Source organism: Pseudomonas sp. ASL4 (genome assembly GCF_056680395.1).
Genome location: NZ_CM155280.1, coordinates 7,100,270 through 7,120,760, shown reverse-complemented (window position 1 = coordinate 7,120,760; position 20,491 = coordinate 7,100,270). Strand labels below are relative to the sequence as shown.

The 20,491-nt window shown below is 59.8% G+C and carries 20 protein-coding genes; 14 read left to right on the top strand and 6 right to left on the bottom strand.

The features are described from left to right. Positions 1–10 precede the first annotated feature (10 nt). The 7 genes from AC1MEW_RS32625 (at position 11) to hisC (ending at position 5,877) form a co-directional block, all read left to right on the top strand. Positions 11–652: an MlaC/ttg2D family ABC transporter substrate-binding protein gene (locus tag AC1MEW_RS32625; protein ID WP_201200595.1), complete on the top strand. Its 642-nt coding sequence runs from the start codon at positions 11–13 to the stop codon at positions 650–652. Next, positions 649–954, top strand: coding sequence for an STAS domain-containing protein (locus AC1MEW_RS32620; protein WP_322270557.1), 306 nt, complete (start codon positions 649–651; stop codon positions 952–954). Before AC1MEW_RS32625 ends, AC1MEW_RS32620 begins: the two co-directional genes overlap by 4 nt. A 115-nt stretch (positions 955–1,069) precedes the next feature. Next, entirely contained in the window at positions 1,070–1,321 is a 252-nt protein-coding gene (locus AC1MEW_RS32615) for a BolA family protein (RefSeq protein ID WP_201195781.1), read from the top strand. 22 nt (positions 1,322–1,343) lie between these two features. Further along, positions 1,344–2,609 carry a UDP-N-acetylglucosamine 1-carboxyvinyltransferase gene (gene murA / locus AC1MEW_RS32610; protein WP_054049887.1) on the top strand — a complete coding sequence of 422 codons (1,266 nt, stop codon included), beginning with the start codon at positions 1,344–1,346 and terminating at the stop codon, positions 2,607–2,609. Between the two features lie 125 nt (positions 2,610–2,734). Next, positions 2,735–3,370 (top strand): ATP phosphoribosyltransferase, encoded by a 636-nt coding sequence (gene hisG / locus AC1MEW_RS32605; protein WP_201200599.1) that lies wholly within the window; start codon positions 2,735–2,737, stop codon positions 3,368–3,370. 126 nt (positions 3,371–3,496) lie between these two features. After that, a complete protein-coding gene (hisD, locus tag AC1MEW_RS32600; RefSeq protein ID WP_323570501.1) occupies positions 3,497–4,822 on the top strand; it encodes a histidinol dehydrogenase in 1,326 nt (441 codons plus the stop codon). A gap of 2 nt (positions 4,823–4,824) precedes the next feature. Continuing rightward, entirely contained in the window at positions 4,825–5,877 is a 1,053-nt protein-coding gene (hisC, locus tag AC1MEW_RS32595; protein ID WP_201256724.1) for a histidinol-phosphate transaminase, read from the top strand. A 140-nt stretch (positions 5,878–6,017) separates the two neighbouring features. Here the strand turns inward: hisC and algW are convergent, their stop codons facing one another. Continuing rightward, the gene (gene algW / locus AC1MEW_RS32590) at positions 6,018–7,172 is read right to left on the bottom strand and encodes a Do family serine endopeptidase AlgW (protein WP_201200607.1); all 1,155 of its coding nucleotides are present in this window, start codon (positions 7,170–7,172) and stop codon (positions 6,018–6,020) included. 102 nt (positions 7,173–7,274) lie between these two features. Between algW and AC1MEW_RS32585 the strand changes: the two genes are divergently transcribed. From AC1MEW_RS32585 to cysN, 3 genes are all read left to right on the top strand, one after another. Beyond that, a complete protein-coding gene (locus AC1MEW_RS32585) occupies positions 7,275–8,033 on the top strand; it encodes a Nif3-like dinuclear metal center hexameric protein (protein ID WP_480424909.1) in 759 nt (252 codons plus the stop codon). Between the two features lie 256 nt (positions 8,034–8,289). Beyond that, positions 8,290–9,207 carry a sulfate adenylyltransferase subunit CysD gene (gene cysD / locus AC1MEW_RS32580; RefSeq protein ID WP_201114859.1) on the top strand — a complete coding sequence of 306 codons (918 nt, stop codon included), beginning with the start codon at positions 8,290–8,292 and terminating at the stop codon, positions 9,205–9,207. 9 nt (positions 9,208–9,216) lie between these two features. Continuing rightward, positions 9,217–11,115 carry a sulfate adenylyltransferase subunit CysN gene (gene cysN / locus AC1MEW_RS32575; protein ID WP_480424907.1) on the top strand — a complete coding sequence of 633 codons (1,899 nt, stop codon included), beginning with the start codon at positions 9,217–9,219 and terminating at the stop codon, positions 11,113–11,115. A 168-nt stretch (positions 11,116–11,283) separates the two neighbouring features. On the opposite strand, the gene AC1MEW_RS32570 is transcribed toward cysN, so the two are convergent. From AC1MEW_RS32570 to AC1MEW_RS32560, 3 genes are read right to left on the bottom strand one after another with little or no spacing between them, the layout of a single operon-like run. Next, positions 11,284–12,189 (bottom strand): acyltransferase, encoded by a 906-nt coding sequence (locus AC1MEW_RS32570; protein ID WP_201255360.1) that lies wholly within the window; start codon positions 12,187–12,189, stop codon positions 11,284–11,286. Continuing rightward, positions 12,190–14,289, bottom strand: coding sequence for a phosphate acetyltransferase (gene pta, locus AC1MEW_RS32565; protein WP_201200613.1), 2,100 nt, complete (start codon positions 14,287–14,289; stop codon positions 12,190–12,192). Between the two features lie 60 nt (positions 14,290–14,349). Then, a complete protein-coding gene (locus AC1MEW_RS32560; protein ID WP_480424904.1) occupies positions 14,350–14,688 on the bottom strand; it encodes a DUF3565 domain-containing protein in 339 nt (112 codons plus the stop codon). Between AC1MEW_RS32560 and AC1MEW_RS32555 the strand changes: the two genes are divergently transcribed. From AC1MEW_RS32555 to AC1MEW_RS32545, 3 genes are all read left to right on the top strand, one after another. After that, on the top strand, positions 14,657–15,142 hold the full coding sequence (locus AC1MEW_RS32555; protein WP_201195774.1) for an FKBP-type peptidyl-prolyl cis-trans isomerase: 486 nt from the start codon (positions 14,657–14,659) through the stop codon (positions 15,140–15,142). The two genes, AC1MEW_RS32560 and AC1MEW_RS32555, sit on opposite strands and share 32 nt — an antisense overlap. Before the next feature lie 123 nt (positions 15,143–15,265). Continuing rightward, positions 15,266–15,748, top strand: coding sequence for a glutathione peroxidase (locus AC1MEW_RS32550; protein WP_201200615.1), 483 nt, complete (start codon positions 15,266–15,268; stop codon positions 15,746–15,748). A 188-nt stretch (positions 15,749–15,936) separates the two neighbouring features. Continuing rightward, the gene (locus tag AC1MEW_RS32545) at positions 15,937–17,040 is read left to right on the top strand and encodes an NADH:flavin oxidoreductase (protein ID WP_201200616.1); all 1,104 of its coding nucleotides are present in this window, start codon (positions 15,937–15,939) and stop codon (positions 17,038–17,040) included. 104 nt (positions 17,041–17,144) lie between these two features. Here AC1MEW_RS32545 and AC1MEW_RS32540 read toward each other — a convergent pair whose 3' ends face one another. Together AC1MEW_RS32540 and cysZ are read right to left on the bottom strand one after the other, a co-directional pair. Then, positions 17,145–18,344, bottom strand: a complete 1,200-nt coding sequence (locus AC1MEW_RS32540) for a glycosyltransferase family 4 protein (RefSeq protein WP_201255359.1) — start codon at positions 18,342–18,344, stop codon at positions 17,145–17,147. A 40-nt stretch (positions 18,345–18,384) separates the two neighbouring features. After that, complete coding sequence (gene cysZ, locus AC1MEW_RS32535) at positions 18,385–19,137, bottom strand: sulfate transporter CysZ (protein ID WP_201200618.1); 753 nt, start codon at positions 19,135–19,137, stop codon at positions 18,385–18,387. Between the two features lie 314 nt (positions 19,138–19,451). Here cysZ and trxB point away from each other — a divergent pair, with 314 nt between their 5' ends. Next, positions 19,452–20,414 carry a thioredoxin-disulfide reductase gene (gene trxB, locus AC1MEW_RS32530; RefSeq protein ID WP_201200649.1) on the top strand — a complete coding sequence of 321 codons (963 nt, stop codon included), beginning with the start codon at positions 19,452–19,454 and terminating at the stop codon, positions 20,412–20,414. Positions 20,415–20,491: the final 77 nt, after the last annotated feature.

The window sequence follows — 20,491 nt, the reverse complement described above, 5'->3', positions numbered from 1 at the left end:
GAGCTTTTGAATGATTTCTACCTTGCGACGTGGCCTGCTGGTACTGCTTGCAACATTGCCGCTGATGGGCAACGCCGTGGCGGATTCTTCCGCGCACGCGCTCGTGCAGGACACGACCAATCGGATGCTTGCCGATCTGTCGGCCAATAAAGAGAAGTACAAGCAGGACCCGCAGGACTTTTATACGGCGCTGAACACCATCGTCGGACCTGTGGTGGATGCCGAGGGCATTTCCAAAAGCATCATGACGGTCAAGTACTCGCGCAAAGCCACGCCTGCGCAAATGCAGACCTTTCAGGAAAACTTCAAGAAAGGCCTGTTCCAGTTCTACGGCAACGCCTTGCTGGAGTACAACAACCAGGGCATCGTCGTTGATCCTGCCAAGGATGAGTCGGGCGACCGCACCAGCATTGGCATGACGGTCAAGGGCAGCAACGGCGCGATTTATCCGGTGCAGTACACGCTCGAGAAGATCAATGGCGAGTGGAAGCTGCGCAACGTGATCATCAACGGCATCAACATTGGCAAGCTGTTCCGCGATCAGTTTGCTGACGCGATGCAGCGCAATGGCAACGACCTGGACAAGACCATCAATGGTTGGGCCGGGGAAGTCGCCAAAGCCAAGGCCAGCACCGAGAAGCCAGCACAATGAGTGTATCGGCCATTCGCATGAGCGAGTCCGGCGAGCTGCGGTTGAGCGGCATGCTGGATTACCGCACCGGCCCGGGTCTGCGCAAGCAGGGCCAGGCGCTGATCAAAGCCAGTACGGCCCCCGCCGTGGTGGTCGATTGTTCGGCGGTGTTGAAATCCAGCAGTGTCGGCTTGTCGCTGCTGCTGTGTTTCATGCGTGATGCAGAGGCGGCCGGCAAGGCCGTCAGCATCCGCGCAATGCCCGAAGACATGCGCGAAATCGCTCAGGTCAGCGAATTGACCGAGCTGTTGGCGCACCCCTAACCGGCATCTATAAAGAAGCCCCCCGTCAGAGTCCTGTGAATGCGGGGTTCGCAGGCGCGGGGCTTTTTTGTATGATGTCCGACCCGCGCGCGCAGAGCGCCGATTGAGGTTGAGCATGCAGGCCACCGAAGTGAAGAGCTTTCTCGAAGGAAAGCTGTCCGAGACTTTTTTATCTGTGCAGGTTGAAGTTGAGGGCGAAGGCTGCAACTTTCAACTGAACGTGATTAGCGATGAACTGGCGGCGTTGAGCCCGGTGAAGCGTCAGCAGCAGATCTATGCCCATTTGAACCCATGGATCACCGATGGCAGCATCCATGCGGTCACTATGAAATTTTTCAGCAGCGCGGCCTGGGCCGAGCGCACCTGAGCCCAAGGGCGTCGAGATTCTTATGGATAAATTGATTATTACTGGTGGCGTTCGTCTTGATGGCGAAATCCGCATCTCCGGGGCAAAGAACTCTGCCCTGCCGATCCTTGCGGCCACTCTGTTGTGTGATGGCCCGGTCACCGTGGCCAACCTGCCGCACCTGCACGACATCACCACCATGATCGAGCTGTTCGGTCGCATGGGCATCGAGCCGGTGATCGACGAGAAGCTGAGCGTCGAAATCGACCCACGCACCATCAAGACCCTGATCGCGCCGTACGAACTGGTGAAAACCATGCGTGCCTCGATCCTGGTATTGGGGCCGATGGTTGCCCGTTTCGGTGAAGCCGAAGTCGCGCTGCCTGGCGGTTGCGCCATTGGTTCGCGTCCGGTCGACCTGCACATCCGTGGCCTCGAAGCCATGGGCGCAGTCATCGATGTCGAGGGCGGCTACATCAAGGCCAAGGCGCCTGAAGGCGGCTTGCGCGGTGCGCACTTCTTCTTCGACACCGTCAGCGTGACCGGTACCGAAAACATCATGATGGCCGCCGCTCTGGCCAAGGGCCGCAGCGTTCTGGCTAACGCCGCTCGCGAGCCTGAAGTCATCGACCTGGCGAACTTCCTGATCGCCATGGGTGCCAAGATCACTGGCGCCGGCACCGACACCATCACCATCGATGGCGTTGAGCGTCTGCACCCGGCCACCTATAAAGTGATGCCGGACCGTATCGAAACCGGCACCTACCTGGTGGCAGCTGCCGTGACCGGCGGCCGTGTGAAGGTCAAGGACACTGATCCGACCATCCTCGAAGCCGTTCTGGAAAAACTCCGTGAGTCGGGTGCCGAAATCACCTGCGGCGATGACTGGATCGAGCTGAACATGCACGGCAAGCGGCCAAAAGCCGTCAATGTGCGTACCGCTCCGTACCCGGCGTTCCCGACCGATATGCAGGCGCAGTTCATCTCCCTCAACGCCATTGCCGAAGGCACCGGTGCGGTGATCGAGACGATCTTCGAAAATCGTTTCATGCACGTGTATGAGTTGCACCGCATGGGCGCCAAGATCCAGGTCGAGGGCAACACCGCCATCGTTACCGGCACCGAGAAGCTGAAAGGCGCGCCAGTCATGGCCACCGACCTGCGTGCTTCGGCCAGCCTGGTAATCTCGGCACTGATCGCCGAAGGCGACACCCTGATCGATCGCATCTACCACATCGACCGTGGTTACGAGTGCATCGAAGAGAAACTGCAGATGCTCGGCGCCAAGATCCGCCGCGTACCGGGCTAGTTTCTGCTGCATGGGCGCAGGGACGCGCCCGTTGAATTGTTCAGTCGAGCCGGTTACCGGCTCGATGTGTGTCCGGCGCCGTTTGCGACCGGACATGAGTACCTTGATAAGGACTGACGTTTCCCATGTTGACCATCGCACTGTCCAAGGGCCGCATCCTTGACGACACCCTGCCGCTTCTGGCTGAAGCAGGCATCGTGCCGACCGAGAATCCGGACAAGAGCCGCAAGCTGATCATCCCCACGACCCAGCCCGACGTACGTCTGCTGATCGTGCGCGCCACCGATGTGCCGACTTACGTCGAACATGGTGCCGCGGACCTGGGCGTCGCCGGTAAAGATGTGCTGATGGAATACGGCGGCCAGGGCCTCTACGAGCCGCTGGACCTACGAATTGCCCTGTGCAAGCTGATGACCGCCGGCAAAATTGGCGCAGTCGAGCCCAAGGGCCGACTGCGCGTTGCCACCAAGTTCGTCAACGTTGCCAAGCGTTACTACGCCGAGCAGGGTCGTCAGGTCGACATCATCAAGCTCTACGGCTCGATGGAGCTGGCACCGCTGATCGGTCTGGCCGACAAGATCATCGACGTGGTCGACACCGGTAACACGCTGCGGGCCAATGGCCTGGAACCACAGGATTTCATCGCTGACATCAGCTCCCGTCTGATCGTCAACAAAGCTTCGATGAAAATGCAGCACGCCCGTATCCAGGCGTTGATCGACACCCTGCGCAAGGCAGTGGAGTCTCGACACCGCGGCTGATTCACCTGCGCGACGTTAAGTCGCGCCCGTCTATCCGCCTCATAGCCAGAATTCTCAGGTGCCCAAGCGGAAACGACTGCTAAGTTAGGGCGCCTGAGTTTTTGCCATTCCTATGAGGCTCTCGCTATGACCGCACCGACTGCAATTCGCCGACTCAACGCTGCTGACCCGGATTTCGCACATCATCTGGATCATCTGCTGAGCTGGGAAAGTGTGTCTGACGACTCGGTCAATCAGCGGGTGCTGGACATCATCAAAGCCGTGCGCGAGCGTGGCGATGCGGCGCTGGTGGAATTCACCCAGAAGTTCGACGGCCTGCAAGTCGCCTCGATGGCAGACTTGATCCTGCCGCGTGAACGTCTGGAGCTGGCCCTGACCCGCATCACCGCGCCCCAGCGCGAAGCATTGGAAAAAGCCGCGGCCCGAGTGCGCAGCTACCACGAAAAACAGAAACAGGACTCCTGGAGCTACACCGAAGCCGACGGCACGGTGCTGGGCCAGAAGGTCACGCCGCTGGATCGCGCCGGTCTGTACGTGCCGGGCGGCAAGGCGTCGTACCCGTCGTCGGTACTGATGAACGCGATTCCGGCCAAGGTCGCTGGCGTGACCGAAGTGGTCATGGTCGTGCCGACCCCGCGCGGTGAAATCAATGAACTGGTATTGGCCGCGGCCTGCATTGCCGGCGTGGATCGTGTGTTTACCATCGGTGGCGCCCAAGCGGTTGCCGCGCTGGCTTACGGCACCGAAAGCGTGCCGAAGGTCGACAAAGTGGTTGGCCCGGGCAATATTTATGTCGCCACCGCCAAGCGCCACGTGTTTGGCCAGGTCGGCATCGACATGATCGCCGGTCCGTCCGAGATCCTTGTGGTCTGCGACGGCCAGACCGATCCGGACTGGATCGCCATGGACCTGTTCTCCCAGGCCGAGCATGACGAAGACGCCCAGGCGATTCTGGTCAGCCCGGACGCCGAGTTCCTCGACAAAGTCGCCGCCAGCATCAGCAAATTGCTGCCGACGATGGAACGTGCCGAGATCATCGAGACGTCGATCAATGGCCGCGGCGCGCTGATCCTGGTCCGCGACATGCAACAAGCCATCGAAGTGGCCAACCGCATCGCGCCGGAGCACCTGGAGTTGTCGGTCGCCGATCCACAAGCCTGGCTGCCGCAGATCCGCCACGCTGGTGCAATCTTCATGGGCCGTCACACCTCCGAAGCGTTGGGCGATTACTGCGCCGGGCCGAACCACGTCTTGCCGACCTCCGGCACCGCGCGATTCTCTTCGCCGCTGGGTGTGTACGACTTCCAGAAACGCTCGTCGATCATCTTCTGCTCCGAGCAGGGTGCTTCCGAATTGGGCAAAACCGCTTCCGTGCTGGCCCGTGGCGAGTCGCTGACCGCTCACGCCCGTAGCGCTGAATACCGCATCGTTGATGATCAAGAAGGGAAATAAAGATGAGTAAATTCTGGAGTCCCTTCGTCAAGAGTCTGGTGCCTTACGTACCGGGCGAGCAGCCGAAGCTGGCGAAACTGGTGAAGCTCAACACCAACGAAAACCCGTACGGCCCATCGCCTAAAGCCTTGGCCGCGATGCAGACCGAACTGAACGACAACCTGCGCCTGTACCCGGACCCGAACAGCGATCTGCTGAAGAATGCGGTCGCCACTTATTACGGCGTGCAGGCGAACCAAGTGTTCCTCGGCAATGGCTCCGATGAAGTCCTGGCGCACATCTTCCACGGCTTGTTGCAACACGACAATCCGGTGCTGTTCCCGGACATCAGCTACAGCTTCTATCCGGTCTACTGCGGGTTGTACGGCATTGCCTTCGATGCGGTGCCGCTGGACGCGCAATTCCAGATCAACCCGGCAGACTACGCCAAGCCGAACGGCGGGATCATTTTTCCGAACCCGAACGCACCGACCGGTTGTCTGTTGGCGCTGGATGCCGTGGAGCAAATCCTCAAGGCCAGCCCGGATTCCGTGGTGGTGGTCGATGAAGCCTATATCGACTTCGGCGGCGAAACCGCGATCAGCCTGGTGGACCGTTACCCGAACCTGCTCGTGACCCAGACCCTGTCCAAGTCCCGTTCTTTGGCGGGCCTGCGGGTCGGTCTGGCGGTTGGGCATCCAGACCTGATCGAGGCGCTGGAGCGGATCAAGAACAGCTTCAACTCTTATCCGCTGGATCGCCTGGCGAATGTCGGGGCAGCGGCGGCGTTCGAGGATCGCGAGTACTTCGACAAGACTTGCCGGTTGGTCATCGACAATCGCGAGAAGGTTGTCGCGCAGTTGGAGGCCAAGGGCTTTGAAGTACTGCCGTCGGCGGCCAACTTCATCTTCGCCCGGCACCCGCAGCACGATGCGGCGGCTCTGGCAGCGAAGTTGCGTGAGCAGGGCGTGATCGTTCGGCACTTCAAGCAGGAACGGATTGCCCAGTTCCTGCGGATCTCCATCGGCACGCCGGAGCAGAATCAGGCGTTGATCGACGGCCTCGGCGATCTGTAATCACCGCTGACCCTTGTAGGAGCGAGCGGTGCGGCGATCCGACTTGCCCGCGAAGGCGGTCGGTCAGTCGACATCATCGCTGACTGACCTGATGCCTTCGCGGGCAAGCCTCGCTCCCACAGTAGTTTTGTGGTGTCTGTTTACTCTTCTTCTTTGACCGGTGCCGGCGGCGGACGCAAACCAATCTCCGCGCTCAGCTTCAATTCCTTGCCGTTACGCATCACCTGAATCGAGACCTTGTCGGTCGGTTTGATCCGCGCCACCTGGTTCATCGAGCGGCGACCATCGCCGGCCGGTTCGCCGTCGATGCTGAGGATCACGTCACCCAGTTGCAGGCCGGCCTTCTGCGCCGGGCCGTCACGGAAAATCCCCGCCACCACAATCCCCGGACGCCCGGACAGGCCGAACGACTCCGCCAGTTCCTGAGTCAACGGCTGCACTTCAATCCCCAGCCAGCCACGAATTACCTGGCCGTGTTCGATGATCGACTTCATCACTTCCATCGCCAGTTTCACCGGAATCGCAAAACCGATGCCTTGCGAGCCGCCGGACTTGGAGAAAATAGCCGTGTTGATGCCGGTCAGGTTGCCGTTGGCATCCACCAGCGCACCTCCAGAGTTGCCGGGGTTGATCGCGGCGTCGGTCTGGATGAAGTCTTCGTAGTTGTTCAGGCCCAGTTGATTGCGGCCAGTGGCGCTGATGATGCCCATGGTCACGGTCTGGCCGACACCGAACGGGTTGCCGATGGCCAGCGCGACGTCACCGATGCGGATGTTGTCGGAACGCCCGATCGTGATCGACGGCAGGGTTTTCAGGTCGATCTTCAATACCGCGAGATCGGTTTCCGGGTCGCTGCCGATGACCCGGGCCAGGGTCTCACGGCCATCCTTGAGCGCCACGACAATCTGGTCGGCGCCGGTGGTCACGTGGTTATTGGTCAGGATGTAGCCTTCCGGGCTCATGATCACGCCGGAACCCAGGCTTGACTCCATGCGCTTCTGCTTGGGCGAGTTGTCGCCGAAGAAGCGGCGGAACTGCGGATCTTCGAACAGCGGGTGATTGGGTTTGTTGATGACTTTGGTGGTGTACAGGTTGACCACCGCCGGCGCGGCAATGACCACGGCATCGGCATAGGACACGGGCCCCTGTTGCACGCTGGTGGTTTGCGGAGCTTGCTGCAGGTTGACGTCGAGGCTCGGAAGCCCGACCCATTGCGGGTAACGCTGAATGATCAACAGAGCGATAAGCACGCCGGCCAACAACGGCCAGCCGGAAAAACGCAGCGCCTTAAGCATTAAACAAGTCCTACAGAGGTTGCAGGTGGTATGAGACCGCCCATAATGTCGCGCATTATAGAGGTCGCGCGTGCCTCTGAACGGGATATTTAGGAGTCTTTTATGGCCGTCGCCCTGAGCACCCTGGTCGAAGAAGCCGACCGTTACCTGAACAGTTCAAAGATTGCCGACTACTGCCCCAACGGGTTGCAGGTCGAAGGCCGCCCGCAAGTGATGCGCATCGTCAGCGGCGTCACCGCCAGCCAGGCGCTGCTGGACGCTGCGGTGGAAGCCAAGGCCGATCTGGTGTTGGTGCATCACGGCTATTTCTGGAAGGGCGAGAACCCGTGCATCACCGGCATGAAGCAACGCCGGTTGAAAACCCTGCTCAAGCACGACATCAGTTTGCTGTCGTATCACTTGCCTCTGGACCTGCACCCGGACGTCGGCAACAACGTGCAGCTTGCGCGTCAGTTGGACATCACCGTCGAGGGCCCGCTGGACCCCGATAACCTGAACGTCGTCGGTCTGGTCGGCTCGCTGAGCGAACCGATGAGCCCGCGTGACTTCGCCCGTCGTGTGCAGGAAGTCATGGGTCGTGAGCCGTTGCTGATTGAAGGCAGCGAGATGATCCGTCGGGTCGGCTGGTGCACCGGTGGCGGTCAGGGTTACATTGATCAGGCGGTTCTGGCGGGTGTCGATCTGTACCTCAGCGGCGAAGCGTCCGAACAGACCTTCCACAGTGCCCGGGAAAACGACATCAGTTTCATCGCCGCGGGCCACCACGCCACTGAGCGCTATGGCGTTCAGGCGCTGGGGGATTACCTGGCACGCCGGTTTGCCCTGGAACACATCTTCATCGATTGCCCGAACCCGATCTGAGATCGACCACTGATCAAAATGTGGGAGCGGGCTTGCTCGCGAAGGCGGCGTATCAGTCGACATCAATGTTGAATGTGAGTCAGCATTCGCGAGCAAGCCCGCTCCCACATGAGATCTGTGGTGGCCAAACGAGGGGGTATATTCATATACCCTTTCGATCTAGTTGGCGTCCTGATTAGAAGGGGGCCGCTGTGCTAGGATTCCCCGCTCGAACACGGCCCGCTGGCCGTCCATAAGATCGTTTTCGTGAGTAGCCATGGTCGACAAACTGACGCATCTGAAACAGCTGGAGGCCGAAAGCATCCACATCATCCGCGAGGTCGCCGCCGAGTTCGATAACCCGGTGATGCTGTACTCCGTCGGTAAAGACTCCGCCGTGATGCTGCACCTTGCGCGCAAGGCATTCTTCCCGGGCAAGCTGCCGTTCCCGGTAATGCACGTCGACACCCAGTGGAAGTTCAAGGAGATGTACACGTTCCGCGACCGCATGGTCGAAGAACTGGGCCTGGACCTGCTGGTGCACGTCAACCCCGATGGCGTTGCGCAGGGTATCAACCCGCTGACCCACGGCAGTGCCAAACACACTGACATCATGAAAACCGAAGGCCTCAAGCAGGCCCTCGACAAGTACGGCTTCGACGCCGCATTTGGTGGTGCCCGCCGTGACGAAGAGAAATCCCGCGCCAAAGAGCGCGTGTATTCCTTCCGCGATACCAAGCACCGCTGGGACCCGAAGAACCAGCGCCCGGAGCTGTGGAACGTCTACAACGGTAACGTCAACAAGGGCGAATCCATTCGTGTGTTCCCATTGTCGAACTGGACCGAACTGGACATCTGGCAGTACATCTACCTCGAAGGCATCCCGATTGTGCCGCTGTATTTCGCCGCCGAGCGCGACGTTATCGAGATGAACGGCACCTGGATCATGATCGACGACGAACGCCTGCTCAATCACCTGAGCGACGAAGACAAGGCGCGCATCGTCAAGAAAAAGGTCCGTTTCCGTACGCTGGGCGACTACCCGTTGACCGGTGCGGTCGAGTCCGAGGCCACCAGCCTGACCGACATCATTCAGGAAATGCTCCTGACGCGAACTTCCGAACGCCAGGGCCGGGTCATCGATCACGATGGCGCAGGCTCGATGGAAGAAAAGAAACGTCAGGGTTATTTCTAAGGGGTTGTCATGTCGCACGTATCTGATTTGATCAGCGAGGACATCCTCGCCTACCTGGGCCAGCACGAACGCAAGGAAATGCTGCGCTTTCTGACCTGTGGCAACGTCGACGACGGCAAGAGCACCCTGATCGGGCGCCTGCTGCACGACTCCAAAATGATCTACGAAGATCACCTGGAAGCCATCACCCGCGACTCGAAAAAAGTCGGCACCACCGGCGAAGACATCGACCTGGCATTGCTGGTCGACGGCTTGCAGGCTGAGCGTGAGCAGGGAATCACCATCGATGTCGCTTACCGCTACTTCTCCACCGCCAAGCGCAAATTCATCATCGCCGATACCCCTGGCCATGAGCAGTACACCCGCAACATGGCCACCGGTGCGTCCACCTGTGACCTGGCGATCATCCTGGTCGATGCCCGTTACGGCGTGCAGACCCAGACCCGTCGCCACAGCTTCATTGCCTCGTTGCTCGGCATCAAGCACATCGTGGTCGCCATCAACAAGATGGACCTCAATGGCTTCGACGAAAGCGTGTTCGAGTCGATCAAGGCCGATTACCTGAAGTTCGCCGAAGGCATCGCGTTCAAGCCGACCACCATGGCCTTCGTGCCGATGTCCGCTCTGAAGGGCGACAACGTGGTGAACAAGTCCGAGCGCTCGCCGTGGTACACCGGCCAGTCGCTGATGGAAATCCTTGAAACCGTCGAAATCGCCAACGACCGCAACTACACCGACCTGCGTTTCCCGGTGCAGTACGTCAACCGTCCGAACCTGAACTTCCGTGGTTTCGCCGGCACCCTGGCCAGCGGCATCGTGCACAAGGGCGACGAAGTCGTGGTGCTGCCGTCGGGCAAGAGTAGCCGCGTGAAATCCATCGTCACCTTCGAAGGTGAACTGGAGCACGCAGGTCCAGGTCAAGCGGTCACGCTGACCATGGAAGACGAGATCGACATCTCTCGCGGTGACTTGCTGGTGCACGCCGACAACCAGCCGCAAGTGACTGACGCCTTCGACGCCATGCTGGTGTGGATGGCTGAAGAACCGATGCTGCCGGGCAAGAAATACGACATCAAACGCGCCACGTCCTACGTGCCGGGTTCGATCACCAGCATCGTCAACCGCGTTGACGTGAACACCCTGGAAGAAGGTCCGGCCAGTTCGTTGAACCTGAACGAGATCGGTCGGGTCAAGGTCAGCCTCGACGCCGCCATCGCGCTGGACGGTTACTCGAGCAACCGCACCACCGGTTCGTTCATCGTCATCGATCGCTTGACCAACGGCACCGTCGCCGCTGGCATGATCATCGCCCAGCCGTTGAGCCATGAAAGCGGCACTCATCATGGCAAATCGGCCCATGTAGCCACCGAGGAGCGTGCCCAACGCTTCGGCCAGCAACCGACCACCGTGTTGTTCAGCGGCTTGTCGGGCGCAGGCAAAAGCACGCTGGCCTATGCGGTTGAACGCAAGTTGTTCGACTTGGGCCGTGCGGTGTTCGTGCTCGACGGTCAGAACCTGCGTCATGACCTGAACAAAGGTCTGCCACTGGATCGCGCCGGCCGTATCGAGAACTGGCGTCGTGCGGCGCACGTAGCGCGTCAGTTCAACGAAGCCGGTTTGCTGACCCTGGCGGCATTTGTTGCTCCAAGCGCCGAAGGTCGTGAGCAGGCCAAGGACCTGATCGGCAAGGAGCGTTTGCTGACGGTTTACGTCCAGGCCTCGCCGACGGTTTGCGCCGAGCGTGATCCGCAAGGGCTGTATACCGCCGCTGGCGATAACATCCCGGGCGACTCCTTCCCGTACGACGTGCCACTGGACGCTGACCTTGTAGTCGACACCCAGTCGCTGTCGCTGGAAGAAAGCGTCAAGCAAGTGCTGGATCTGCTGCGTAGCCGCGGCGCGATCTAAGCGTTAGCCGCTCATAAAAAACCCGCCGATGAGTGATCATCGGCGGGTTTTTTTGTGTCTTGCGATATCCAAATGTGGGAGCGGGCTTGCTCGCGAAAGCGGACTGACATTCAACATTGATGTCGACTGATACACCGCTTTCGCGAGCAAGCCCGCTCCCACAGGGGATCAGTGTTTGGTTGGATACTCGCGATGCATCTGTGCCAGCTGCGCATCCTTGTCTTCCCACAACTTATTGATCCAACCCTGAAACTCCAGTCGGTATTCCCCATCCTGGTCGTAATTCTTGCCAATGAACTGCGGCGGAATCTTCAACTCTTCAAAATTCACCACTACATCTTTCACGTTCCCGCAGAGCAAATCCCAATAACCCGGACGCCCGCCCGGATAGTGAATGGTCACATTGACGATGGATTCCAGCTGCTCACCCATCGCATCCAGCACAAACGCAATGCCGCCAGCCTTGGGTTTCAGCAGATAGCGAAACGGTGATTTTTGCTGGGCATGCTTGCCCTCGGTGAAGCGTGTGCCTTCGACGAAATTGAAAATCCCCACCGGGCTATTGCGGAACTTGTCGCAGGTCTTGCGGGTGGTTTCCAGGTCTTTGCCTTTCTTCTCCGGGTGTTTTTCCAGGTAGGCCTTGGAGTAGCGCTTCATGAACGGAAAGCCCAGGGTCCACCAGGCCAGACCAATCACTGGCACCCAGATCAGTTCTTGTTTGAGAAAGAACTTCAGCGGCTGGATACGGCGGTTGAGTACGTATTGCAGCACCATGATGTCGACCCAGCTCTGGTGGTTACTGGTGATCAGGTACGAGTGTTCGTAGTCCAGCCCTTCAAGGCCCGTGAGGTGCCAGCGGGTACGGCAGACCAGGTTCATCCAGGCCTTGTTGTTGCTGATCCAGGCTTCATGGGTGTGGCCCATCAACCAACGCGTGAAGCGCTGGGTGAGGGCGAACGGCAACACCTTGAAAATCGCTACGCAGAACAGAAACGAGCACAGCAAAATGGTATTCAGTGCCAACAGCAGCGAGGCGATCACGCCGCGCACGGGTGCAGGTAGGAATTGCAGCATTTAAAGATCCAAAGGTCGGTTGGCAGCTTGAATCGCGGTCAACGCGATGGTGTAGACGATGTCGTCGACTTGCGCGCCGCGCGGCAGGTCGTTCACCGGTTTGCGCAGGCCTTGCAGCATCGGCCCGAGGCTGACGCAGTCGGCGCTGCGTTGCACGGCTTTGTGGGTGGTGTTGCCGGTGTTCAGGTCGGGGAACACGAAGACCGTGGCGCGACCGGCCACCTGACTGTTCGGCGCCAGTTGCCGGGCCACGGTTTCGTTGGCGGCGGCGTCGTACTGCAACGGGCCGTCGATCAGCAACGAGTTTTGTTGTTCGTGGGCGAGCAACGTTGCTTCGCGGACCTTCTCGACTTCTTCACCGCTGGCTGACTCACCGCTGGAATAGCTGATCATCGCCACCCGTGGGGTGATGCCAAACGCGGCGGCCGAGTCGGCGCTTTGCAACGCGATCTCGGCCAATTCGCTGGCGCTCGGGTGTGGGTTCATCACGCAGTCACCGTAAACCAGCACTTCCTCGGGAAACAGCATAAAGAACACCGATGACACCAGCGTGCAGCCCGGCGCGGTCTTGATCAGTTGCAGGGCCGGGCGGATGGTGTTGGCGGTGGAGTGGATGACCCCGGAGACGAGGCCGTCGACTTCATCCAGCGCGAGCATCATGGTGCCGATCACCACGGTGTCTTCCAGTTGCTGCTCGGCCATCGGTGCGTTGAGGCTTTTGGTCTTGCGCAGGGCAACCATCGGTTCGATGTAGTTACCGCGAATCAGGTCCGGATCAAGAATCTCCAGGCCGGGCGGCAACTCGATACCTTGGGCGCGGGCCACGGCTTCGACGTCCGCCGGTTTGGCCAGCAACACGCAACGGGCGATCCCGCGCGCCTGGCAGATCGCGGCGGCTTGCACGGTCAGCGGCTCGCTGCCTTCAGGCAACACAATGCGCTTGTTGGCAGCCTGGGCACGCTGGATCAGTTGATAGCGGAACACTGCGGGCGACAAGCGCATTTCCCGTGGCGTACCGCAACGCTGGTGCAGCCATTTGGCGTCGAGGTGGCTGGCGACGAAATCGGTGATGATCTCCGCGCGCTCGCGGTCGTCGATCGGGATTTCCTTGTTCAGGCCGTTTAACAGGTTGGCGGTTTCGTAGGACCCGGTGCTCACCGACAACACCGGCAGGCCAGCCTGCAAGGCACCACGGCACAGGTCCATGATTCGCGGGTCGGGCAGGGTGTCGCTGGTCAGCAACAGGCCGGCCAGCGGCACGCCGTTCATGGCGGCGAGGCTGACGGCGAGAATGATGTCGTCACGATCGCCGGGGGTCACCACCAGCACGCCGGGCTTGAGTAGCTCCACGGTATTGCGCATGGTGCGGGCGCAGATGATGATTTTGGTCATGCGCCGGGTTTCGTAGTCACCGGCATTGAGAATTTGCGCGCCCATCAGGTCGGCGACGTCACGGGTGCGCGGGGCGTTCAGTTCCGGCTGGAACGGAATGCAGCCGAGCAACCGGAAGTCGCCGCTGCGCAGCAAAGGCGAGTGCTCTTTCAGGCGCGAGGCGAAGGCCTCCATGCTTTCGTCGGTCTTTACCTTGTTCAGGATCACGCCGAGGACCTTCGGGTCTTTCGGGCCGCCGAACAACTGCGCCTGCAATTCCACCCGGCCGGAGAGTTCGGTCAGCACTTCGTTTTCCGGTGCCGAGACCAGAATCACTTCGGCATCGAGGCTCTTGGCCAAGTGCAGATTGACCCGTGCGGCGTAGCTGGCGCTGCGGGTCGGAACCATGCCTTCGACGATCAGCACGTCTTTGCCGATGGCCGCCTGCTGATACAGGGTGATGATTTCTTCGAGTAATTCGTCCAGCTGACCGTCGCCGAGCATGCGCTCGACATGGGCCAGGCCCAGTGGTTGCGGCGGCTTGAGGCCGTGGGTGCGCGCCACCAGTTCAGTGGAGCGCTCAGGGCCGGTGTCACCCGGATGCGGCTGGGCAATCGGTTTGAAAAAGCCGACTTTCAGCCCGGCTCGCTCAAGGGTACGCACCAGCCCGAGGCTGATGGAGGTCAGACCCACACCAAAATCGGTGGGCGCGATAAAAAAAGTTTGCATGCGGATTCCCTGGAGGTGCATGGCAATGGTGAACGCCTATGACTGGCCTTCTACCGAAATTCAGTCGCCAAGGTTATCGCTAACCGAGCCTTGTGCGCACCAACCGCAGTCAAAGGGTTGGCCTATTTTTTCAATACGTTGCGCCGGGTCCAGGACCCAGGCCCGGGATTGCCAGGGCGGCTGGTGGCGCAGGTGCTGGGTATGACCGCAGGAAAGCTCGACCACCCAGTGCCCGTCCTCGTCCTGATGAAAGCCTGTGACCGTCGAGAACTGCGCCGCAATCCGTCTGTCCGGGTTGTGTTCGCTTTCGGGCGATTGCTTCGCTAAACTTGGTCTTTCTATATTCTTCTGCAAAAGGTCTCGCCCCATGCTGATCGCCGCCAATAAGGCTGTCTCCATCGACTATACCCTGACCAACGACGCTGGTGAGGTCATCGACAGCTCCGCCGGCGGCGCGCCGCTGGTCTACCTGCAAGGCGCAGGTAACATCATTCCGGGCCTGGAAAAGGCGCTGGAAGGCAAGAAAGTCGGTGACGAACTGACTGTCGCCGTAGAACCTGAAGATGCTTACGGCGAATACGCTGCCGAACTGGTCAGCACCCTGAGCCGCAGCATGTTCGAAGGCGTCGACGAACTGGAAGTGGGCATGCAGTTCCACGCTTCCGCGCCGGACGGCCAGATGCAAATCGTCACTATCCGTGACCTGGACGGCGACGATGTCACCGTCGACGGCAACCACCCGTTGGCCGGTCAGCGCCTGAATTTCCAGGTCAAGATCATCGACATCCGTGACGCCAGCCAGGAAGAAATCGCTCATGGTCACGTCCATGGCGAAGGTGGCCATCACCACTGATTTCTGCGCTAAGCTCAGAGAACTGGAGAGGCGCCCGAGGGGCGCCTTTTTTAGTCCGCGGCTGTCCCAGGCGGCGCCGCCAAGTGGCTGTTTCGAGAAGAATATGGGAATTTGGAGTTCGTCATGAGTGCTTTCCACGACCTTAAATTGACAGCCCTGGATGGTCAGGAGCTACCTCTGGCGCCCTTCAAAGGGCACGTCGTGCTGGTGGTCAACGTTGCCTCCAAATGTGGTTTGACCCCACAGTACGCGGCGCTGGAAAACCTCTATCAGCAATTCAAGGGCCAGGGCTTCAGCGTGCTGGGTTTGCCGTGCAACCAGTTTGCGGGACAAGAGCCAGGCACCGAGAAAGAGATCCAGGAATTCTGCAGCCTCAACTATGGCGTGACCTTTCCGTTGTCCAGCAAGCTGGAAGTCAACGGTCACGAACGTCATCAGTTGTACCGTTTGCTGGCGGGCGAGGGCGCGGAGTTTCCGGGCGATATCACCTGGAACTTCGAAAAATTCCTGCTGGGTAAAGACGGGCGGGTGCTGGCGCGTTTCTCGCCGCGGACGGCGCCGGATGATCCGACGATTGTTCATGCAATCGAAAAAGCACTGAGCTGATTCCGCAAGATCAAAAGATCGCAGCCTTCGGCAGCTCCTACGGTTGTTCACATTCCCGCGTAGGAGCTGCCGAACGCTGCGATCTTTTCGTTTCTAATCCTTAATCACTTAAATCAATAGTGCTGTTCAAGGCTTACGACTCTCCATATTATCGCCGTCATAAAGTCTATATTCCCGTGGAGCGTCCCATGCCTGTCAAAGCCCTGTTCAAACCGTTCCACCTCGGCACCCTCGAACTGCCGTCCCGCGTCGTCATGGCGCCGATGACCCGCTCCTTTTCCCCAGGCGGCGTGCCTAATTCCAAGGTGATCGAATACTACCGTCGCCGCGCCGCCGCCGGTGTTGGCCTGATCATCACCGAAGGCACCACCGTCGGCCACAAGGCCTCCAACGGCTACCCGAATGTGCCGCATTTCTACGGCGAAGCAGCGCTGGCGGGCTGGAAAAAAGTCGTCGATGCAGTGCACGCCGAGGGCGGCAAGATCGTTCCGCAGCTGTGGCACGTGGGCAGTGTGCGTCGCATTGGCACCGAGCCGGATGCCAGCGTTCCGGGCTATGGCCCGTCTGAAAAATTGAAGGACGGTCAGGTCGTGGTTCACGGCATGACCAAGCAGGATATCCAGGACGTGATTGCTGCGTTTGCCCAGTCTGCCAAGGACGCGCAAAGCATCGGTATGGACGGCGTGGAAATCCACGGTGCTCACGGCTATCTGGTCGACCAGTTCTTCTGGGAAGGCACTAACCAGCGCACCGATGAATACGGCGGCAGCCTGGCCAATCGTTCGCGGTTCGCCATCGAGTTGATTCAGGCGGTACGCGCTGCGGTAGGCGAAGGTTTCCCGATCATCTTCCGTTTCTCCCAGTGGAAGCAGCAGGACTACACCGCGCGCCTGGTGCAAACCCCGGAAGCCTTGGGCGAATTCCTCAAGCCGTTATCCGACGCTGGCGTGGATATTTTCCACTGCTCGACGCGGCGTTTCTGGGAACCAGAGTTCGACGGTTCCGACCTGAACCTGGCCGGCTGGACTCGCAAGCTCACCGGCAAACCGACTATCACCGTGGGCAGCGTCGGCCTGGATGGCGAGTTCCTGCAGTTCATGGTCAACACTGACAAAATCGCCCAACCGGCCAGCCTGGAAAATCTGCTGGAGCGTTTGAATAACGAAGAGTTCGATTTGGTAGCGGTTGGCCGTGCGCTGCTGGTGGACCCGGACTGGGCGCAGAAAGTGCGCGATGGCCGTGAAGAAGACATCCTGCCGTTCAGCCGTGAGGCGTTGATGACGCTGGTTTAAGCGGCGATTGGTAGGGCCTATTCGCGGGCAAGCCTCGCTCCTACAGGTCAGTGGCGATCAAACTGACGCATACCCTGTAGGAGCGAGGCTTGCCCGCGAAGCTTTTAAGGCAACAACGCCGCATCAGGCAGGGCCTGTCCCAGTACGCACGCCCCCCGCAACTGCCCCTCGAACTGTTCGATAATAGCGCCCCAGCCCTGACGACTCGCATGCTGGCGCGCATTGAGCCGCACGCAACGCAAGGTCTCGTCTTCCTCCAGCAACCAGCGCGCCGCCTCGCAGAACGCCGCTTCATCCCCCGGCATTGCCAGTACGCCGTTGTAGCCGTGGCGAATGTGCTGACCGGCAGCCGCCAGATCGTAGGCCACCACGCCCAGCCCCGAGGCCAGCGCTTCAAGCACCACATTGCCAAAGGTCTCGGTCATGCTCGGAAACAGAAACACATCCCCCGACGCATAGTGACTGGCCAGAGCTTCGCCGCGCTGCGAACCGCAGAAAATGGCCTCGGGTAATTCCTTCTCCAAAGCCATGCGCAACGGACCATCGCCAATCACGATCAACTTCAGGTTTCGCTGTGGGAAAGAGCTCTTCAGCGCGTCGAAACTGCGCTTGAGCAACCCCAGGTTTTTCTCGTGAGCCAGGCGTCCTACATGGATAACGGCAATGTCATCTTCGCTCAATCCCCATTGCTCACGCAGCGCGTTCAGACGCTTGCTGGGGTGAAACAACTGGCTGTCGACGCCGCGGGACAGCAGCGCCAAGCGCTCGAAATGCCGACGCTCCAGTTCCAGCCGCTGACTGACGCTGGGCACCAGGGTCAAGGTCGAGCGGTTGTGAAACCAGCGCAGATAGTGGGTCAGCATTCGCGTCAGCAGACCGAGCCCATACTGGCTCGAGTACTGCTGGAAGTTGGTGTGAAAGCCGCTGACCACCGAAATCCCCAGCCGCCGCGCGGCGCGCAACGCCGACAAACCCAGCGGGCCTTCAGTGGCGATGTACAGCACGTCAGGGCGATGGCGTTTCCAGCGCCGCAGCAGTTTGTGCATCGACGACTGACCCCACTGCAATCCGGGATAACCGGGCAACGGCCAGCCGCGACAGAGCAACAACTCATCGTCGCTGCCCAGTTGCCGATCACAACCCTGGCGCGGTCGCACCAGTTCCACTTGATGCCCGCGCGCGCGCAAACCGTCGCACAAGCGGCCAAGGGTATTGGCCACGCCGTTGATTTCCGGGGGGAAGGTTTCGGTGATCAGAGTGATATGCAGAGCTGTCGTCATGACCTCAGTGTCGGCTGAGGCCATGTCGCCATTGTGGCGTTTCGATGATGGATTTGTGACCGACTCAGCGTTGGGGCACCAGGTTCTCTGCGCCTCGTTCGCGCACCCAGAACAAGGTCGCCCCGGCCACGGCCGCCGGCATCATCAAAATGTTGACCACCGGAATCAGCAGTACGAGGTAAACAATCCCGCCAAAACTCATGCTCTGCCAGCGTTTCTGGCGCAGCCAGGCGAGCATCTCGTTCCAGCCGAGTTTGTGGTTGTCGGCCGGGTAGTCGATGTACTGGATTGCCATCATCCACACCCCGAACAGCAGCCACAGCGGCGCGGCGATGATGTTCACCACCGGGATGAACGACAGGATGAACAGGCCAATGGCCCGCGGCAGGAAGTAGCCGAGTTTGCGCATTTCCCGGGCCAGGGTGCGGGGGATCATTTCGATCAGTTCGCCCCAGCTGAAGGACGGGAAGTCGTCGGTGCCACGCACCACCACTTCGACTTTCTCCGCCAGGAAGCCGTTGAACGGCGCGGCGATGACGTTGGCCAGCATGGTGAAGGTGAAAAACACCATCAGCGCCACCAGCACCACAAAAATCGGCCAAAGGATGTAACTGAGGAAACTCAGCCAGTCGGGCAGGGACGGCATCAACGTGTCGACCCACATACTGAATTGATGGCCAGCGAGGTAAATCAATCCGACGAACAGCACGAGGTTGATCGCCAGCGGCAACAACACGAACAAACGCAGGCCCGGGCTCAGGACCAGCTTGAGGCCTTCGCGCAGGTATTGCGGGCCGGACAGAACAGGGGCGGGCATAACGTGCTCCGAGCAGAAGGGAAACGCGCCGACCTTACCGACTTTGCCTCAAGGGTGAAAGCGCGGTCGCAGCATCGACATTCACTGTAACAAAGGCGTCTATAAAATCGCTGCCATGGGATAGAGACCGCCTATGAGCTGGATTGTTAAACCGTATTTCCTTAATCTTCGCCCCCTCGATACGCTGCACCCATTCTTTTACAGGACTGTCGAGCTCAAGCCTTCCCCAAGTGCTTTCAACAGTCCTTTTTTATTCCCGCCGGCAAACCGGCGTTCCGCGCCAGGTGTTTCGGGCCGGTTAACAGGAGCAGGTCATGTCTGAAGTCCGTCATTCGCGAGTGATTATTCTCGGTTCCGGCCCTGCCGGTTACAGCGCCGCGGTCTATGCCGCCCGTGCCAACCTCAAGCCGCTGCTGATCACCGGCATGCAGGCCGGCGGTCAACTGACCACCACTACTGAAGTCGACAACTGGCCGGGCGACGTCCATGGCCTGACCGGCCCGGCGCTGATGGAACGGATGAAAGAGCACGCCGAACGCTTTGAAACCGAGATCGTGTTCGATCACATCAATGCCGTGGACTTCGCTGCCAAGCCGTACACCCTGACTGGCGACAGCGCGACTTACACCTGTGATGCACTGATCATCGCCACCGGCGCTAGCGCTCGCTACCTGGGCCTGCCGTCGGAAGAAGCGTTCATGGGCAAAGGCGTTTCGGCCTGCGCAACCTGCGACGGTTTCTTCTATCGCAACAAGCCAGTGGCTGTGGTCGGTGGCGGTAACACCGCTGTCGAAGAAGCGCTGTACCTGGCCAACATCGCCAGCACGGTGACCCTGATCCACCGTCGCGAAACCTTCCGCGCCGAGAAGATCCTGATCGACAAGCTCAATGCCCGGGTTGCCGAAGGCAAGATCATCCTCAAGCTCAACTCGAACCTGGACGAAGTCCTGGGCGACAAGATGGGCGTGACCGGTGCTCGCCTGAAGAACAACGACGGCAGCTTCGACGAGCTGACAGTCGACGGCGTGTTCATAGCCATCGGCCACACACCGAACACCTCGTTGTTCGAAGGTCAGCTAACGTTGAAGGACGGCTACCTGGTCGTGCACGGCGGCCGTGAAGGCAACGCTACTGCGACCAACCTCGAAGGCATCTTCGCCGCCGGTGACGTCGCTGACCACGTTTACCGCCAAGCCATCACCTCGGCTGGCGCTGGCTGCATGGCGGCACTGGACGCTGAGCGTTACCTCGATGATCTGCAGAACGCCAAGTTCTGAGAACGTTGAAATAAAAAAAAACCGGCCTCGGCCGGTTTTTTTGTGCCCACGATTTCACTGGCGATAAAGCTCAAATG

Coding starts and splice junctions, on each gene's coding strand:
- AC1MEW_RS32625 (WP_201200595.1), top strand. CDS start 11: ATGATTTCTACCTTGCGACGTGGCCTGCTGGTACTGCTTGCAACATTG.
- AC1MEW_RS32620 (WP_322270557.1), top strand. CDS start 649: ATGAGTGTATCGGCCATTCGCATGAGCGAGTCCGGCGAGCTGCGGTTG.
- AC1MEW_RS32615 (WP_201195781.1), top strand. CDS start 1,070: ATGCAGGCCACCGAAGTGAAGAGCTTTCTCGAAGGAAAGCTGTCCGAG.
- murA (WP_054049887.1), top strand. CDS start 1,344: ATGGATAAATTGATTATTACTGGTGGCGTTCGTCTTGATGGCGAAATC.
- hisG (WP_201200599.1), top strand. CDS start 2,735: ATGTTGACCATCGCACTGTCCAAGGGCCGCATCCTTGACGACACCCTG.
- hisD (WP_323570501.1), top strand. CDS start 3,497: ATGACCGCACCGACTGCAATTCGCCGACTCAACGCTGCTGACCCGGAT.
- hisC (WP_201256724.1), top strand. CDS start 4,825: ATGAGTAAATTCTGGAGTCCCTTCGTCAAGAGTCTGGTGCCTTACGTA.
- algW (WP_201200607.1), bottom strand. CDS start 7,172: ATGCTTAAGGCGCTGCGTTTTTCCGGCTGGCCGTTGTTGGCCGGCGTG.
- AC1MEW_RS32585 (WP_480424909.1), top strand. CDS start 7,275: ATGGCCGTCGCCCTGAGCACCCTGGTCGAAGAAGCCGACCGTTACCTG.
- cysD (WP_201114859.1), top strand. CDS start 8,290: ATGGTCGACAAACTGACGCATCTGAAACAGCTGGAGGCCGAAAGCATC.
- cysN (WP_480424907.1), top strand. CDS start 9,217: ATGTCGCACGTATCTGATTTGATCAGCGAGGACATCCTCGCCTACCTG.
- AC1MEW_RS32570 (WP_201255360.1), bottom strand. CDS start 12,189: ATGCTGCAATTCCTACCTGCACCCGTGCGCGGCGTGATCGCCTCGCTG.
- pta (WP_201200613.1), bottom strand. CDS start 14,289: ATGCAAACTTTTTTTATCGCGCCCACCGATTTTGGTGTGGGTCTGACC.
- AC1MEW_RS32555 (WP_201195774.1), top strand. CDS start 14,657: ATGCTGATCGCCGCCAATAAGGCTGTCTCCATCGACTATACCCTGACC.
- AC1MEW_RS32560 (WP_480424904.1), bottom strand. CDS start 14,688: ATGGAGACAGCCTTATTGGCGGCGATCAGCATGGGGCGAGACCTTTTG.
- AC1MEW_RS32550 (WP_201200615.1), top strand. CDS start 15,266: ATGAGTGCTTTCCACGACCTTAAATTGACAGCCCTGGATGGTCAGGAG.
- AC1MEW_RS32545 (WP_201200616.1), top strand. CDS start 15,937: ATGCCTGTCAAAGCCCTGTTCAAACCGTTCCACCTCGGCACCCTCGAA.
- AC1MEW_RS32540 (WP_201255359.1), bottom strand. CDS start 18,344: ATGGCCTCAGCCGACACTGAGGTCATGACGACAGCTCTGCATATCACT.
- cysZ (WP_201200618.1), bottom strand. CDS start 19,137: ATGCCCGCCCCTGTTCTGTCCGGCCCGCAATACCTGCGCGAAGGCCTC.
- trxB (WP_201200649.1), top strand. CDS start 19,452: ATGTCTGAAGTCCGTCATTCGCGAGTGATTATTCTCGGTTCCGGCCCT.